The organism is Streptomyces sp. LS-MS-L19, assembly GCF_058382285.1.
Genome location: NZ_JBYCLL010000001.1, coordinates 1,615,856 through 1,630,404 on the forward strand (window position 1 = coordinate 1,615,856; position 14,549 = coordinate 1,630,404).

11 protein-coding genes are annotated in these 14,549 nt (G+C 71.5%); 5 read left to right on the forward strand and 6 right to left on the reverse strand.

Translation table 11 applies throughout. The features are described from left to right. Positions 1 to 3: 3 nt before the first annotated feature. A complete protein-coding gene (locus AC2XR2_RS07020) occupies positions 4 to 1,971 on the reverse strand; it encodes an acetoacetate--CoA ligase (RefSeq protein ID WP_491514592.1) in 1,968 nt (655 codons plus the stop codon). 214 nt (positions 1,972 to 2,185) lie between these two features. On the opposite strand from AC2XR2_RS07020, the gene AC2XR2_RS07025 reads away from it, so the two are divergent. After that, the gene (locus AC2XR2_RS07025; RefSeq protein WP_491514593.1) at positions 2,186 to 4,552 is read left to right on the forward strand and encodes a glycoside hydrolase family 31 protein; all 2,367 of its coding nucleotides are present in this window, start codon (positions 2,186 to 2,188) and stop codon (positions 4,550 to 4,552) included. Positions 4,553 to 4,555: 3 nt separating this feature from the next. Here the strand turns inward: AC2XR2_RS07025 and AC2XR2_RS07030 are convergent, their stop codons facing one another. Then, positions 4,556 to 5,092, reverse strand: coding sequence for an NUDIX domain-containing protein (locus tag AC2XR2_RS07030; protein ID WP_381304565.1), 537 nt, complete (start codon positions 5,090 to 5,092; stop codon positions 4,556 to 4,558). 149 nt (positions 5,093 to 5,241) lie between these two features. Here AC2XR2_RS07030 and AC2XR2_RS07035 point away from each other — a divergent pair, with 149 nt between their 5' ends. The 4 genes from AC2XR2_RS07035 to glpK all read left to right on the forward strand — a co-directional run bounded on the left by AC2XR2_RS07035 (position 5,242) and on the right by glpK (position 9,561). After that, a complete protein-coding gene (locus AC2XR2_RS07035) occupies positions 5,242 to 5,667 on the forward strand; it encodes a Zn-ribbon domain-containing OB-fold protein (protein WP_381304620.1) in 426 nt (141 codons plus the stop codon). Next, entirely contained in the window at positions 5,664 to 6,854 is a 1,191-nt protein-coding gene (locus AC2XR2_RS07040) for a lipid-transfer protein (protein WP_381304568.1), read from the forward strand. The genes AC2XR2_RS07035 and AC2XR2_RS07040 overlap by 4 nt, the downstream gene beginning before the upstream one ends. 390 nt (positions 6,855 to 7,244) lie before the next feature. Next, positions 7,245 to 7,970, forward strand: a complete 726-nt coding sequence (locus AC2XR2_RS07045) for an MIP/aquaporin family protein (protein WP_330268265.1) — start codon at positions 7,245 to 7,247, stop codon at positions 7,968 to 7,970. Positions 7,971 to 8,049: 79 nt separating this feature from the next. Then, the gene (gene glpK / locus AC2XR2_RS07050) at positions 8,050 to 9,561 is read left to right on the forward strand and encodes a glycerol kinase GlpK (protein WP_381304573.1); all 1,512 of its coding nucleotides are present in this window, start codon (positions 8,050 to 8,052) and stop codon (positions 9,559 to 9,561) included. Between the two features lie 111 nt (positions 9,562 to 9,672). On the opposite strand, the gene AC2XR2_RS07055 is transcribed toward glpK, so the two are convergent. From AC2XR2_RS07055 to AC2XR2_RS07070, 4 genes are read right to left on the reverse strand one after another with little or no spacing between them, the layout of a single operon-like run. Further along, positions 9,673 to 10,278, reverse strand: coding sequence for a GTP-binding protein (locus AC2XR2_RS07055; RefSeq protein ID WP_381304576.1), 606 nt, complete (start codon positions 10,276 to 10,278; stop codon positions 9,673 to 9,675). 56 nt (positions 10,279 to 10,334) lie between these two features. Then, positions 10,335 to 10,730 carry a DUF742 domain-containing protein gene (locus AC2XR2_RS07060; protein WP_330268262.1) on the reverse strand — a complete coding sequence of 132 codons (396 nt, stop codon included), beginning with the start codon at positions 10,728 to 10,730 and terminating at the stop codon, positions 10,335 to 10,337. Between the two features lie 9 nt (positions 10,731 to 10,739). Then, complete coding sequence (locus AC2XR2_RS07065) at positions 10,740 to 11,162, reverse strand: roadblock/LC7 domain-containing protein (RefSeq protein WP_123759431.1); 423 nt, start codon at positions 11,160 to 11,162, stop codon at positions 10,740 to 10,742. Continuing rightward, entirely contained in the window at positions 11,159 to 14,170 is a 3,012-nt protein-coding gene (locus AC2XR2_RS07070; protein WP_491518417.1) for a nitrate- and nitrite sensing domain-containing protein, read from the reverse strand. Before AC2XR2_RS07070 ends, AC2XR2_RS07065 begins: the two co-directional genes overlap by 4 nt. Between the last annotated feature and the right edge of the window lie 379 nt (positions 14,171 to 14,549).

Here is a 14,549-nt window from a genome sequence, read left to right on the forward strand (position 1 = left end):
GGGTCAGGCGCGTTTGCGGGCCAGGTTCTCGTAGAAGTGGAGCAGGTCGAGGTTGTCGATGGAGCCGGCGTTGACGGCCTTTTCCAGGGGGGTGCCCTGGAGGAGGCGTTTGACGGGGACCTCGATGCGCTTTCCGGTGAGGGTGTGCGGGATGCCGGGGACCTCGATGACCTCGTCGGGGATGTGGCGGGGTGAGAGGTTCTCGCGGATGGTCCGCTTGATGCGGTCCAGGAGTGCCTGGTCGAGGACGGCTCCGGGGGTCAGGTGCACGAAGAGCGGCATCCAGTAGCCGCCGTCGGACTGTTCGATGCCGATGACCAGGGATTCCTTGATCTCGGGGAGTCGCTCCACGGCCTCGTAGATGTCGGCGGAGCCCATGCGGACGCCCTGGCGGTTGAGCGTCGAGTCGGAGCGGCCGTGGATGACGACCGAGCCGCGCGAGGTGACGGTGATCCAGTCGCCGTGGCGCCACACATCGGGGTAGGTGTCGAAGTAGCTGTCGTGGTAGCGGCTGCCGTCGGGGTCGTTCCAGAAGTGGATCGGCATCGAGGGCATGGGGTTGGTGACGACGAGTTCGCCGACCTCGTCGATGAGCGGTTCGCCGCTGGGGTCCCAGGACTGGAGGTCGGTGCCGAGGCCGGGGGCCTGGAGTTCGCCGATGTACACGGGCAGGGTCGGTACGGCGCCCGCGAAGCAGGAGCACACGTCCGTGCCGCCGCTGACGGAGGCGATCCACAGGTCCTCGCGGACCTCGTCGTGCAGCCAGCGGAAGCCGTCGGGCGGGAGCGGTGAGCCGGTGGTGGCCACGCACCGCACCTTGGAGAGGTCGAAGTCGCGTCCCGGGTGCACGTCGGCCTTGCGGCAGGCCATGACGTACGCGGCGGAGGTGCCGTAGAGGGTGGCGCCCGTGCGTTCGGCGACGCGCCACTGGGCGCCGGTGTCGGGGTAGCCGGGGCTGCCGTCGTAGAGGACGACGGTCGTGCCGGTGAGGAGGCCGGAGACGAGGAAGTTCCACATCATCCAGCCGGTGGACGTGTACCAGAAGAAACGGTCCTCTGGGCCCAGGTCGCAGTGCAGGCCGAGCTGTTTGAGGTGTTCGACGAGGATGCCGCCCTGGGACTGGACGATGGCCTTGGGGAGGCCGGTCGTGCCCGAGGAGTACAGCACCCAGAGGGGGTGCGCGAAGGGCACCTGTTCGAAGACCGGTTCGGTGTCCGTGCTCGTGAGGGCCGACCACTCCAGGGCGCCTTCGGGGGCTTGGGTGCCGAGGAGCGGGATGTGGACGACGGCGCGCAGGGAGGGCAGTTCGCGGCGGAGTTCGGCGACGGTGTCGCGGCGGTCGTGCTCCTTGCCGCCGTAGCGGTAGCCGTCGACGGTGAACAGGATCACCGGTTCGACCTGCTGGAAGCGGTCCAGGACGCTGCGGGCGCCGAAGTCGGGGGCGCAGGAGGTCCAGACGGCGCCGACGGCGGCCGTGGCGAGGAGGGCGACCACTGCTTCCGGGATGTTCGGGAGGTAGCCGCTGACACGGTCTCCCGGCCGCACGCCGAGGGCCCGCAGCTCGGCGGCCAGGGAGCCGACCTGGCGGCGCAGCTCGGACCAGGTCACCGGGCGCGGCTCATGGGTCTCGTCGACGTACAGGAGGGCCGGTTCGTCCGCGCGGGTGTCGGCGGCGCGCAGGGCGTGCTCGGCGTAGTTGAGGGTGGCTCCGGGGAACCACTCGGCGCCGGGCATCGAGCGGTCGCCCAGCACGCGCGCGTAGGGGGTCGAGAACCGGACGTCGAACCACTGGGTGACGGCCTTCCAGAACGTCTCCAGCTCGTCCACCGACCAGCGGTGCAGGGCCGCGTAGCCGCCGTCGGCCGGGGCGCCGTGGTGCTCGGCCGCCCATGCCTGGAACCTGGTGACCTGGGACCGGGCGATGCGCTGCGGATCTGGCTGCCAGAGCGGCTGGGGGTTCACGGTCGACATGGGGCGGCTCCCGGACTCTGCGCGTCGTGTGCGTCTCCCGCGCACGGGCAAGGGGTGTGCGCGTGACGCGGCTGACAGGGACGATGCCATGTGATCAACTTCTACGCCAGGGTGCGGCCCACATAGTCCGTGTCGTGAAGATGTGGTCCCGGCACGGGTGAACGGAAGTTGAACGGCACACGCGTGTGGGGCAGTGAGTGGCAGGGTGAACAGCATGAACGGTCGTGACCTGGTGCGTTCGGTGAAGGCGGTCGGCTCTGCGGGGTCGCCCCAGGGGTTGCGTACCGTGCGGGCGGCGTGGCGCAGGCGGCGTACCGACGCCGCGGGGCTGCCGGCCCGGGGGGCCGAGCGGGCCCGGGTGCCGGGGCCGGTGCAGAGCGCCGAGCCTGGGCCCGGCGGGGGTGTCGTCCGGTTCGCCCGGTCCGAGCTGCGGATCACGGTCGCGGTGAACGGGGCGGTCTTCTGGGGCTGGGACGGGGCCGGACCCGAGCCGTCGTACGCGCTGGCGGGCCGCTGCCCGGAGCCGGATCCCCGTGCGGTCCTCGAGCCGGACAAGGACGACGGCTGGCGGGTTGTGTCCGAGCGGGCGACCGTGGTGGTGTCGCGGCACGGCGCGGTCGAGGTGCGTACGCCCGGTGGGGTGACCGTGCGCCGGGATCTGCCGCCCCGGTGGTGGGAGCCGGTGGAGGGCGGTACGGCGCGCTGGATGCAGCGGTCCGAGGTGGCCGCCGACGCGCGGTTCTTCGGGCTCGGGGGCCGGGCGTCGGGGCCGCGGCTGCGGGACGGCAAGTACCGGCTGTGGAACACCGATCCGGGCCGGGCCTTCGGGCCGGGCGACGACCCGCTGTACGTCACGATGCCGGTGCAGCTGGTCGTCGCCGACGTCACCACCCATCTCGTGTTCCACGACACCTCCTGGGACGGCACCGTGACCCTCCACGAGGGCGAGGAGGGTGCGGGGTCCGGGCACGACCGGGTCGGGACCTCCGAGCTGCGGATGGACGGCGGTCCGCTGCGCTGCTGGGTGATGGTGGGCACCCCCGCGCGCGTGCTGCTCGCGTGGGCCTCCCTCACCGGTGCGCCCGCCCTGCCGCCGTCGTGGGCGCTCGGCCATCATCACGCCCGCTGGGGCTTCGGCAGCGAGCAGGAGGTGCGCCGGATCGTCGCCGGGTACCAGGAGCGCGGTCTGCCGCTCGACGCCGTCCATCTGGACATCGACCACTTGGACGAGCACCAGGTGTTCACGGTGGACCAGGAGCGCTTCCCCAAGCTGCCCCAACTGGCCGGGGAGCTGCTGCGGGACGGGATCCGGCTGGTGTCGATCGTGGACCCCGCGGTCAAGGCGGCGCCGGGCAACGCGGTGTTCGACAGCGGGACGGCCGAGGACGCCTTCGTGAAGGACGCGGCCGGACAACTCGTGGAGGGGGTCGTGTGGCCCGGGGAGGCGGTCTATCCGGACTTCACACGCGCGCGCGTGCGTGAGTGGTGGGGCCGTCTCTACCAGGAGCGGCTCACGGCGGGCTTCGCTGGCTTCTGGCACGACATGAACGAGCCCACGTCGTTCACCGCCTTCGGGGAGTCCACGCTGCCGCGCTCGGCCCGGCACGCCCTCGAGGGCAGGGGCGGCGACCACCGGGAGGCGCACAACGTCTACGCCCTGTGCATGGCCCGGGCCGGCTATGAGGGGCTGCGCGCCCTCGTGCCGGACGAGCGGCCCTTCCTGTTCTCGCGCTCCGGCTGGGCCGGCATGCAGCGCTACGGCGGCACCTGGTCCGGTGACGTGGCCACCGGCTGGCCCGGTCTGCGGGCCTCGCTGTCCCTCGTGATGGGGCTCGGGCTGTGCGGGGTGCCGTACTCGGGGCCGGACGTGGGCGGCTTCGACGGGAGCCCGTCGCCCGAGCTGTATCTGCGCTGGTTCCAACTGGGCGCCTATATGCCGCTGTTCCGTACGCACGCGAGTCTGCGGGCGGGCCGCAGGGAGCCCTGGGAGTTCGGGGCCGAGGTGCTGGAGCACGCGCGTGTGGCGCTCGTGGAACGCCGGCGGCTGCTGCCGTACTTCATGACGCTCGCGCAGTTGGCCCGCCGTACCGGGGCGCCCTACGTACGGCCCTTGTGGTGGTCCGCGCCCGAGGACCGCGCCCTGCGGGACTGCGAGGACGCCTTCCTGCTCGGCGACAGCCTGCTGGTGGCCCCGGTGCTCGATCCGGGCGGCGACCGGCGGGCGGTCCAGTTGCCGCGCGGGCGCTGGTACGACACGACGACCGAGCAGGCGTACGACGGACCGGGGCAGGTGCTCGTCGACGCCCCGCTGTCGCGGATCCCGGTGCTCGCGCGCGCGGGTGCCGTCCTTCCGGTACGGGGCGCCGACGGCGGTCTCGAACTGGAGGTGTGGGCGCCCGCCCGGGGCCGGAGCGGGGGCGGACTGGTCGTGGTGGACGCGGGCGACGGGTGGGACGAACCGGAGATCGAACGCTACGTCGCCCGCTGGCAGGGCCGGAAGGTGGTCGTTCAGCGGGAGGGTGAGGACGGCGTGAGCGCGCCGTCCCTCCCGGTGCGGCTGCGCGGGCTCGGGGCGCGCTGAGTCTCAGACGTAGCGGCCCTCGAACCAGGCCCGGACGGCCACGGTGTGCAGGGGGAAGGCAAGTTCCTCGGGCCGGCGCAGGAGGTGCCAGCCCTCCGTCTCGTTCGTGGCGGCGGACTGCGGGAGGCCGTCGGCGGGGCGCTCCGGCAGCACCCCGAACAGGAGCAGGTGGCCGTCGGGCGAGCTGAGCGCGTCGACGAGCCGTACGTCGCGGCTCGCCGCCTCGATGCCGGTCTCTTCCCTCAGTTCGCGGACCAGGGCGTGCCGCCAGTCCTCGCGGTCGTCGACGAAGCCGCCGGGCAGGGCGATGCCTCCGCGCGCGGGGGCGACGGTCCGGGTGATGACGACGAGGGCGGTGCCCTGGGTGTCGTACACGGGCTGGAGCGCGACGGCGACCGGCAGGGGGTTGCGGTAGGCCACGGTGGCGCAGACGGGACAGGTGCGGGGCCAGCCCGCGACGCCCTCTCCGTAGGGCGCTCCGCAGCTCGAACAGTGGGAGCCGGGCGCGGAGTTGGGGATGGAGTGCAGAGTTTCGGACACGCGGCGGACTGTATCCGATCACCGGTGGCCTCGATTCCGCTGGGCCCCCTGCCTCTTCGCGGCCGCCCGTGCGACACTTCTGACGATCCGTCAGATGCCGTCCGTCAGATCTGCTCCGGGGAGGGACGTTGGCACGCACGCGTACACCAGTGGTCACCGGATGGTTCACCGGTGACGGAGACGACTTCACGCTTCTCGGGACCCGCTGCTCCGCCTGCGCCTCGGTGTTCTTCCCGCGCGAGGACGGCCATTGCCGCAACCCCGGATGCGTCGGTGGCGAGCTGGCGGAGATTCCCCTTTCGCGGCGCGGGCGGGTCTGGTCCTACACGGACAGCCGGTACCGGCCGCCGTCACCCTATGTGACCGATCCGGAACTTCCGTGGGAGCCGTACACGTTGATCGCTGTGGAGCTGGCCGCGGAGCGGATCGTGGTGCTGGGGCAGGCCGTTCCCGGGGTCACCGTCGCCGATCTGACGGTGGGGGCGGAGGTGGAGGTCGTCCCCGGTGTCCTGCATGAGGACGGGGAAACGGTGTTCACGACATGGCGGTGGCGGCCGACGGGGGTGACGGTATGACGGGAGAGGTGGCGGTGCTCGGCGCGGGCATGCACCCGTGGGGCAAGTGGGGGCGCGGTTTCGTCGAGTACGGCGTGGTGGCGGCCCGCGCGGCGCTGGCCGACGCGGGTCTGGAGTGGCGGGACGTCGGTTCGATCGTCGGCGCGGACACCGTGCGGGGCGGTTATCCGGGCTATGTGGCGGGGGCGACCTTCGCCAAGGCGCTGGGCTGGCAGGGGGCCCGGGTCGCCAGTGTCTACGCGGCGTGCGCGTCCGGGGCGCAGGCGGTCGCCGCCGCGCGGGCGCAGATCCTCGCGGGCCTCGCCGACGTGGTGCTGGTGGTGGGCGCCGACGCGGCTCCCAAGGGTTTCTTCCGGCCTGCCGGCGGCGACCGGCCCGACGATCCGGACTGGCTGCGGTTCCGGGTGCTCGGGGCCACCAACCCCACCTATTTCGGGCTGTACGCGCGGCGGCGGATGGCCGTGCACGGAGACACTCCCGAGGACTTCGCGCAGGTCAAGGTGAAGAACTCCGCGATGGGCGCGCTGAATCCGAACGCGCGCTACCGGAAGCGGGTCACCGCGGACGAGGTCGCGGCCTCGGCGGTGGTGGCCGATCCGCTGCGGCTGCTCGACATCTGCGCCACGTCGGACGGCGGGGCGGCGCTGGTGCTCTCCAGCATGGAGTTCGCGCGTCGGCGGGGTGCCACCGCGTCCGTGCGGATCAGGGCGGTGTCGACGGTGACGCCGACGTATCCGAACACCGTGCTGGATCTGCCGGACATCGCTACGGACTCCGCGGCGGCGGTCGAGCCGGCCGAGCGGACTTTCCGTGGGTCGATCGCGCACGCCGCCTACCAGGAGGCCGGCATCGGGCCGGAGGATCTCTCGCTCGCCGAGGTGTACGACCTCTCCACCGCGCTCGAACTGCAGTGGTACGAGGACCTCGGTCTGTGCGGGGAGGGCGAGGGCGCGAAGCTCCTGCGCGAGGGGGCCACGGCGGCGGGCGGGCGCATACCCGTCAACATGAGCGGCGGGCTCGCCTCCTTCGGCGAGGCGGTCCCGGCCCAGGCGATCGCCCAGGTGTGCGAGCTCACGTGGCAGTTGCGGGGCGACGCGGGCCAACGGCAGGTGGAGCACGCGCGCGTGGGGATCACCGCGAACCAGGGGCTGTTCGGGCACGGGTCGGCGGTGATGGCGGTGCGGTGACCGAGGGACCGCGTTCACGCTGCGTGAGGGCCGGCGAGGTGCCGGGCAGGCCGGAGGGTGGTTCCACCTTCCGTCGTCGAGGCCGGGCGGGCGGGCGTTGCAACCGTTGCCGTCGGCGACCTTGACGCCCCCCGGGGCCCGGTGAACACTTCCGGTGTCGGTCGACATCGCCGTACATTCTCGGCGTTCCAGGCACCACGCCGCGCGGGCCCCCCACGAGCCAAGGCCCGAACCCCCCACGGGCGATTCGGCCGCGACGGCACGCTCGTCGCGGACGCCGGGCGGGGCGCGGGATCCTCCCTGCCCTCGGCAGTTCGCCAAGGGAACCGCAACCCCTGCACGGAGGAGGACCGGGGCGGGACCGTCCCGGGCCAGGGCCTAGGAGCCGCCATGAGCAACGGAGACGTATTCCTCGGTGAGGTCATCGGTACGGCGATTCTGATCCTCTTCGGCGCCGGTGTGGTAGCCGCCGTCGTACTCAACTACTCCAAGGCGAAGGACGCCGGCTGGGTCGTCATCGCCTTCGGCTGGGGCTTCGGCGTGCTGGCCGGGGCGTACACCGCGGCCCCGCTGTCCGGCGGGCATCTCAACCCCGCCGTGACCCTCGGGATCGCCGTCGACACCGGGGACTGGGACCAGGTACCGATCTACATCGCCGGGCAGATGGTGGGCGCCATGCTCGGGGCGGTCCTGTGCTGGCTGACCTACTACGCGCAGTTCCAGGCCAACGCCGAGGAGGAGATCGCCCAGCCCACGCTCGGGATCTTCTCCACCGGGCCCGCGATCCGCAATCCCGTGGCGAACCTGATCACGGAGATCATCGCGACCGTCGGTCTGGTGCTGCCGATCCTGGCCTTCGGGCTCACCAAGGGGCTCGGCGAGTCGGGTACCGCGGTCCTGGTCGTCGCGTTCCTGGTGGTCGGCATCGGTCTGTCGCTCGGCGGGCCCACCGGATACGCCATCAACCCGGCCCGTGACCTGGGCCCGCGTATCGTCCACGCCCTGCTGCCGATCCCCAACAAGGGGACCTCGGACTGGGGTTATGCGTGGATACCGGTGGTGGGACCGCTGATCGGCGGGGCGCTGTCCGGGGTGATCTTCAACGCTGCCTTCTGAGACACCGACCCGGACACCGACCCTCCGCAACACCGGCCTACAGAACACGCCTTGTGCAGGAACCGACGAAGGGGACGTCATGACGGACAAGTTCGTCGCCGCTATCGACCAGGGCACCACCTCCAGCCGCTGCATCATCTTCAACCAGGACGGCGCGATCGTGGCCGTCGACCAGCGCGAGCACCGCCAGATCTTCCCCAAGCCCGGCTGGGTGGAGCACGACGCCACCGAGATCTGGTCCAAGGTGCAGGCCGTGGTCGCCGGCGCGATCGCCAAGGCCGGGCTCCGTGCCGACCAGCTCAGCGCGCTCGGCATCACCAACCAGCGGGAGACGACGGTCCTGTGGGACCGCGCCACCGGCAAGCCCGTGCACAACGCGATCGTGTGGCAGGACACCCGCACCGCGGCCCTGACCAACCAACTGGGCGGCTCGGACGGTCAGGACCGGTTCCGCGAGCAGACCGGGCTGCCGCTGGCCACCTACTTCTCCGGCCCGAAGGCGGCCTGGCTGCTGGACAATGTGCCGGGGCTGCGTGCGCGGGCCGAGAACGGCGAGATCGCCTTCGGCACGATCGACTCGTGGCTGATCTGGAACCTCACCGGCGGCACGGACGGCGGCCGGCACGTCACCGACGTGACCAACGCCGGGCGGACCATGCTGATGAACCTGGAGACCCTCCAGTGGGACCAGTCGATCCTGTCCGCCATGAACGTGCCGGACGCCGTGCTCCCCGAGATCAGGTCGTCCGCCGAGGTCTACGGCACCGCCGTCGGCCAACTCGCGGGCGTGCCCGTGGCGTCCGCGCTGGGCGACCAGCAGGCCGCGGTGTTCGGGCAGGCCTGCTACGACGTGGGCACGGCGAAGAACACGTACGGCACGGGTTCCTTCCTGCTGCTCAACACCGGCAGCCGGCCGGTGCCGTCGAAGAACGGGCTGCTGACGACCATGGGGTACAAGATCGGCTCCGAGGCGCCGGTCTACTGTCTGGAGGGGTCGATCGCCATCACGGGCGCCCTGGTGCAGTGGTTCCGCGACCAGCTCGGCATCATCCGTACCGCCGATGAGATCGAGCCTCTGGCGGCGAGCGTCGAGGACAACGGCGGCGCGTACATCGTGCCGGCCTTCTCCGGTCTGTTCGCGCCCTATTGGCGCTCGGACGCGCGCGGGGTCGTCACGGGGCTCACCCGGTACGTCACCAAGGCGCATCTCGCGCGGGCCGTACTGGAGGCGACGAGCTGGCAGACGCGCGAGGTCGTGGACGCCATGTACCAGGACTCCGGGGTGCAGATCACCACCCTGAAGGTCGACGGCGGCATGACCAAGAACAACCTGCTGATGCAGCACCAGGCCGATGTCCTTGACGTGCCCGTGGTCCGGCCGAAGGTCTCCGAGACCACGTGTCTGGGCGCCGCGTACGCGGCCGGGCTCGCCACGGGCGTGTGGAACGACCTCGACGAGCTGAAGTCCCACTGGCAGAAGGACGTCGAGTGGACGCCGGACATGGAGGCGTCCGTCCGGGACCGCCAGTACCACAACTGGCGCAAGGCCGTGGAGAAGAGCTTCGGCTGGGAGGAGGACGGCGAGAACTAGGCACACGCGTGTGGGGCCGTCGAGCCGCGGCCCGTACCCCTGTCGGCGGGGGTTCGGGCCGCACCCGCGCACGAGGGGCCGCGCCGGTGCCTCAAGTGCCGCGCCGGCGCTTCAGGTGGTGACCGGTCGGCGGTGGCGTGCCGAGAAGGCCATCGCGTGCTGGACGACGCCCACGAGGACCTCCTTGACCGACTGCTTGTCCCGGGCGTCGCACAGCACGACCGGTACGTCCTCGTCGAGGTCGAGGGCCTGCCGTACGTCCTCCTCGGGGTAACGGATCGCCCCCTCGAAGCAGTTGACGCCCACGAGGAAGGGGATGGAGCGCCGCTCGAAGTAGTCGACGGCGGCGAAGCAGTCCTCCAGGCGGCGGGTGTCGGCGAGCACGACGGCTCCGAGGGCGCCCTCGGAGAGCTCGTCCCACATGAACCAGAACCGCTCCTGTCCCGGCGTGCCGAACAGGTAGAGCACCAGGTCCTCGCGCAGGGTGATGCGGCCGAAGTCCATGGCGACGGTCGTGGTGCGCTTGCTCTCCACGCCGCTGATGTCGTCGACCGGGCGGCCTGCCTCGGTGAGCAGTTCCTCGGTGCGCAGCGGCCTGATCTCGCTGACCGCGCCCACGAGCGTGGTCTTGCCCACGCCGAAGCCGCCGGCCACCAGGATCTTGAGCGTGACGGGCTCGACCGGGGCCTTTCCGCGCTCAGAACGCCCGAAGATCATTGGTCTTTTTCTCCTGCTTGCTGGGGTTGTCGTTCAGGCGCGGGCCGGAGGGTCGGTCACAGGGCCCTCAGACCGTTGATCACATCGCGCAGGATGCTTTCGTCAGGGAGCTCGGCGGGCGGCACCGGCCGGTTCACATGGACCCACTCGGAGTCGACGAGGTCACCGATCAGGACCCGTACGACCCCGACGGGCAGGTCGAGTTCGGAGGACAGCTCGGCGACCGACTGGGGGGTGTCCCGGCACAGGTCGACGATGTCCACGTGCTCCGGGGACAGCGACTGGTCCCCTTCGGGATCGTCCGCGTGGGGTTCGGCCACGACGACCGCGATGAGGTCGAGACGGTGCTGGCCGACACTTGTGGTGCGGCCGCGTGTCATGGCGTACGGACGGACCACCGGTCCGGCCTCGTCGTCGAACCAGTGGCTTCTTCCCTGTCCTTCTGTGCTCATGCCATCTCACTACCCGCCCTGAGGCAGATCGGTGCGCGGGGCGGCACCGAGATGCACACCGACCCGCTTGACCAGGAGCGTCATCTCGTACGCGACGAGGCCCACGTCCGAGTCGGCGTCCGAGAGGACGGCGAGGCAGCTGCCGTCGCCGGCGGCCGTCACGAACAGGAAGGCGTCGTCCAGCTCGACCACGGTCTGGCGGACGTTGCCCGCCTCGAAGTGCCGGCCCACACCCTTGGCGAGGCTGTGGAAGCCGGACGCCACGGCAGCGAGGTGCTCGCTGTCCTCGCGGGTCAGGTCCTGGGACACACCGGTCGGGAGGCCGTCGCTGGAGAGCACCAGGGCCTTGCGGATGCTCGCGACGCGCTCCACCAGGTCGTCGAGGAGCCAGTTCAGCTCGCCGGACTTGTCGGTCGCCTTCGGTGCGGTCATCGACCGTCCCCCTTAGTCGTTCGTTGTGGTGCTGTGCCGCCGGACGTGTCGTCGCCCGCGGCGTTCTCCTCACGGCCGCGCTGCCAGCCGCGCTGGAGCGAGGCCATACGGCTGCGTACCTCGTCGGCGTCCCGGTCGGCGGGCTCCGCCTGCTTCTGGGGGCGCCGGTCGGGGGCCTGCTTCAGCTGCGGGGCCAGGTTCGCCTGCCGGACGCGGCGGGGCAGCGGGGTGGTGCCGGAAGCGGAGTCCTGCGGGCCGCGTGCGGCACCGCCGGAGCCGCCGCCGCTTCCGAGGGCCCCGGGAACGGATCTGACGGGGCCGAGAGCGGGCGCGGCCGGCCTACCGAAGGCTCCGGAGGCTCCCGCAGAGCCTGTGGGCCCGCTGACACCGGTGGCCCCCGTGGCGTCACCGGCGCCCGAAGGTCCGGCTGCTCCGGCAGCCGTGTCGTCCGACGCCGTGCCGCTCGACGCGATCTCCGCACGCCGGGTGCGTCGAGGCAGCGCGGGGGCTCCCGACGGGCCGCCGAGCTCACGGCCCGGCGATGCCGAGGAGGTCGGCACCTCCGTCAGCTCGTCGAGGCGGTCGGCCACGCCGGTGCCCCGGCGAAGAGCCGCGGCACGGCGGCGGCTCGGCAGCGTGGGAGGTTCCGGGCGCGAGGCACCCGCGGTCACCGAGGGAGCCGTCCGGGGCCGGGAGTCGCCGGGGCCGATCGCGGGCGACTCGTCCCGCTCCTCGCGGCCCGGCCGCTCGTCGGTGACCGGACGCCCGTGGGAGCTGACCAGCTTGGGTGTACGGCGGCGGGGCAGCGACACCGAACCGTCGCCGGCGCCACCGTCGGCGCCCGGGCCGTCGTCGTCCACCTGGGCCAGGGAGCGACGCGGCCGGAACAGCCCGCCGCGCTCGCTGTCCTCGGAGTCGAGCACGCCCGGGAAGTCGTTCAGGGCGTCCAGGTCGACGGGAGCCTCCAGTTCGACCGGGCCGTCCAGGATCGCGGGCGGCATGCCCGGCAGCTGGGCCGGTCCCCGGGTGAGCGAGACCCGCTGGGCAGCCTCCAGTTCGGCCTCCTTCGACGGCTGGGGGCGGTCCAGGCGGAAGCCGATGCCGTTGGTGTCGGGGACGTCGTCGGTCAGCAGCGCGTCGGGGATGAAGACGACGGCCGTCGTGCCGCCGTACGGCGAAGGCTGGAGCGAGACCCGGACGTTCTGCCGCTGGGCGAGCCGGCTGACCACGAACAGGCCCAGGCGGTCGGTGTCGGACAGCTCGAACTCGGGTGTCTCCGCGAGCCGGAGGTTGGCGTCCAGCAGCGCGTCGGCGGCCATGCCGAGTCCGCGGTCGTGGATCTCCAGGGTGAAGCCGTTGGCGACGCGCTCCCCCACGACCTGGACGGCGGTGTGAGGCGGGGAGAACACCGTGGCGTTCTCCAGGAGTTCGGCCACCAGGTGGGTGAGGTCCGCGACGGCTGGTCCGGTCACGGCGACCCTGGGCAGCCGTCGGACCTCGATGCGCTCGTAGTCCTCGACCTCGGCGACGGCGGCGCGTACGACGTCCATCAACTGGACGGGTTTACGCCACTGCCGGGAGGGGGCGGCGCCGGAGAGGATCACGAGGCCCTCGGCGTGCCGGCGCATACGGGTGGTCAGGTGGTCCAGGCGGAACAGGTCGGCGAGTTCGTCGGTGTCCTCGGTGCGACGCTCCATCGTGTCGAGCAGGGTGAGCTGCTTGTGCAGCAGGACCTGGCTGCGACGGGCGAGGTTGACGAAGACCTCGGAGACACCGGCCCGCAACTCGGCCTGTTTCACGGCGGCTTCGACAGCCGCGCGCTGGAGGGTGTTGAGGGCCTGGCCGACCTCGCCGATCTCGTTCTTGTCGTACTCCAGGCGCGGGACCTCGGTCTCGACGTCGACCTGTTCGCCCACGGACAGGCGGCGCATCACGCTGGGCAGCCGTACGCCGGACGCCTCGTGGGCCTCCAGGCGCAGTTGCCGCAGGTCGCGGATGAGGGTGCGGCCGACGCGGACGGACAGGATCAGCGAGAAGAGCAGGGCGATCAGGCCGAGGACGCCGACCGCGGCGGCCTTGATGATGACGCCCATCGCGTCCGGCCGGACCCGGTCCTGGAGGCGGTCGCCCGCCTGGTCGTCGAGCTTGGCGAGTTCGTCGAGCGCGGTGCCGGCGGCCGCGTCCCAGCTCTTGGCGCTGACCTTGTCGAAGGTGCCGGGCTGGGCGGTGGCCACGGACTGCTCGGCGGAGCGCAGCGGCGCCGTGCCGGCGTTCTTCCAGAACCGCTCGTAGCGCTCGCGCTCCGACGTCGGCAGCACCGCCAGGCTGACGTCGTACATCAGGGTGCGCTGGGCGACGAGGTCGGAGACGTCACGGATCTCGTCGCGGGTGAGCTTGCCCACCACCAGGGAGGATCCGAGCAGGGCGTCCTCGCGGGAGAGCAGTTCGCGGGCCCGGGTGATGTTGACCAGGGCCCGTGCCTGCTTGTCCAGTTCCACGCTGTCGACGCCGTCGAGGGTGGCGAGGAGGGCGTAGGCCGGGTCGACGAGGCGGTTGTACTGGTCGAGGGCCTGGAGCCGGGAGACGGTTCCCTCCTCGACGCTGCGGCGCAGCGAGTCGATGCCGTCGAAGGCGTCCAGGACGGCGGTGAGGCGTTCGTCGTCGTCCTGGTCCAGGCCGTCGCGCACATCGGGATCGTGGGCGCTCCGGCGGAACTTGGCGATGGCGTCGTCCGAGGCGTTCCTCGTGTCGCGCAGCGCGGACAGGGCGTCCGAGGCACGAGGATCGGCCAGGTAGACGAGCGACTGGCGGCGTTCCTGCTGGAGCACGCGCACGGTGTCCTCGATGGGATACCCGAGTTTCTCCGTGACGGTCGACACCTGGAAGAGCTGGGCGACCTCACGTCCCGTCAGTGCCGTGGCGAAGCCCCACACCGCGATCAGGGACACCAGCGGCACGAGAAGCAGCGCCACGATCTTCCGGCGGATCGACTTCCCGCGAAAGCGCATGGCCTCCCCCAGCTCGACCCCCACCGGCCGGGGGGTACACATGTACGTCAACAAACGGCGCGAGCCTACTACCGACGCACCCGTAACTCGAAGCTCCGTCCGGAACCTGAACTTCCGCTCCCAGGCGCGGGCATGGGGAGTTGTCCGCCCATTGCGGGAGATTGCCTCCTGTCACCAGGCAGTCCGCATCCGACCGGAACCGACCACCCAGGGCGGGTGGTTGGCTGGATTTTTTCGTTTCTTTGACGTCCTGCGGGAATCTTGAAGAGGTCTTGTTCGTCCTTCTCTTCGGGAAATGGCGGTGGATTCGGCCACAGGAGCCGCATCTGCAACTGGGCGGCGTAAAGCAGCGCAAGCCGGGCAGCCACATGGAAGCCCG

Coding starts and splice junctions, on each gene's coding strand:
- AC2XR2_RS07020 (WP_491514592.1), bottom strand. CDS start 1,971: ATGTCGACCGTGAACCCCCAGCCGCTCTGGCAGCCAGATCCGCAGCGC.
- AC2XR2_RS07025 (WP_491514593.1), top strand. CDS start 2,186: ATGAACGGTCGTGACCTGGTGCGTTCGGTGAAGGCGGTCGGCTCTGCG.
- AC2XR2_RS07040 (WP_381304568.1), top strand. CDS start 5,664: ATGACGGGAGAGGTGGCGGTGCTCGGCGCGGGCATGCACCCGTGGGGC.
- AC2XR2_RS07045 (WP_330268265.1), top strand. CDS start 7,245: ATGAGCAACGGAGACGTATTCCTCGGTGAGGTCATCGGTACGGCGATT.
- glpK (WP_381304573.1), top strand. CDS start 8,050: ATGACGGACAAGTTCGTCGCCGCTATCGACCAGGGCACCACCTCCAGC.
- AC2XR2_RS07055 (WP_381304576.1), bottom strand. CDS start 10,278: ATGATCTTCGGGCGTTCTGAGCGCGGAAAGGCCCCGGTCGAGCCCGTC.
- AC2XR2_RS07060 (WP_330268262.1), bottom strand. CDS start 10,730: ATGAGCACAGAAGGACAGGGAAGAAGCCACTGGTTCGACGACGAGGCC.
- AC2XR2_RS07065 (WP_123759431.1), bottom strand. CDS start 11,162: ATGACCGCACCGAAGGCGACCGACAAGTCCGGCGAGCTGAACTGGCTC.
- AC2XR2_RS07070 (WP_491518417.1), bottom strand. CDS start 14,170: ATGCGCTTTCGCGGGAAGTCGATCCGCCGGAAGATCGTGGCGCTGCTT.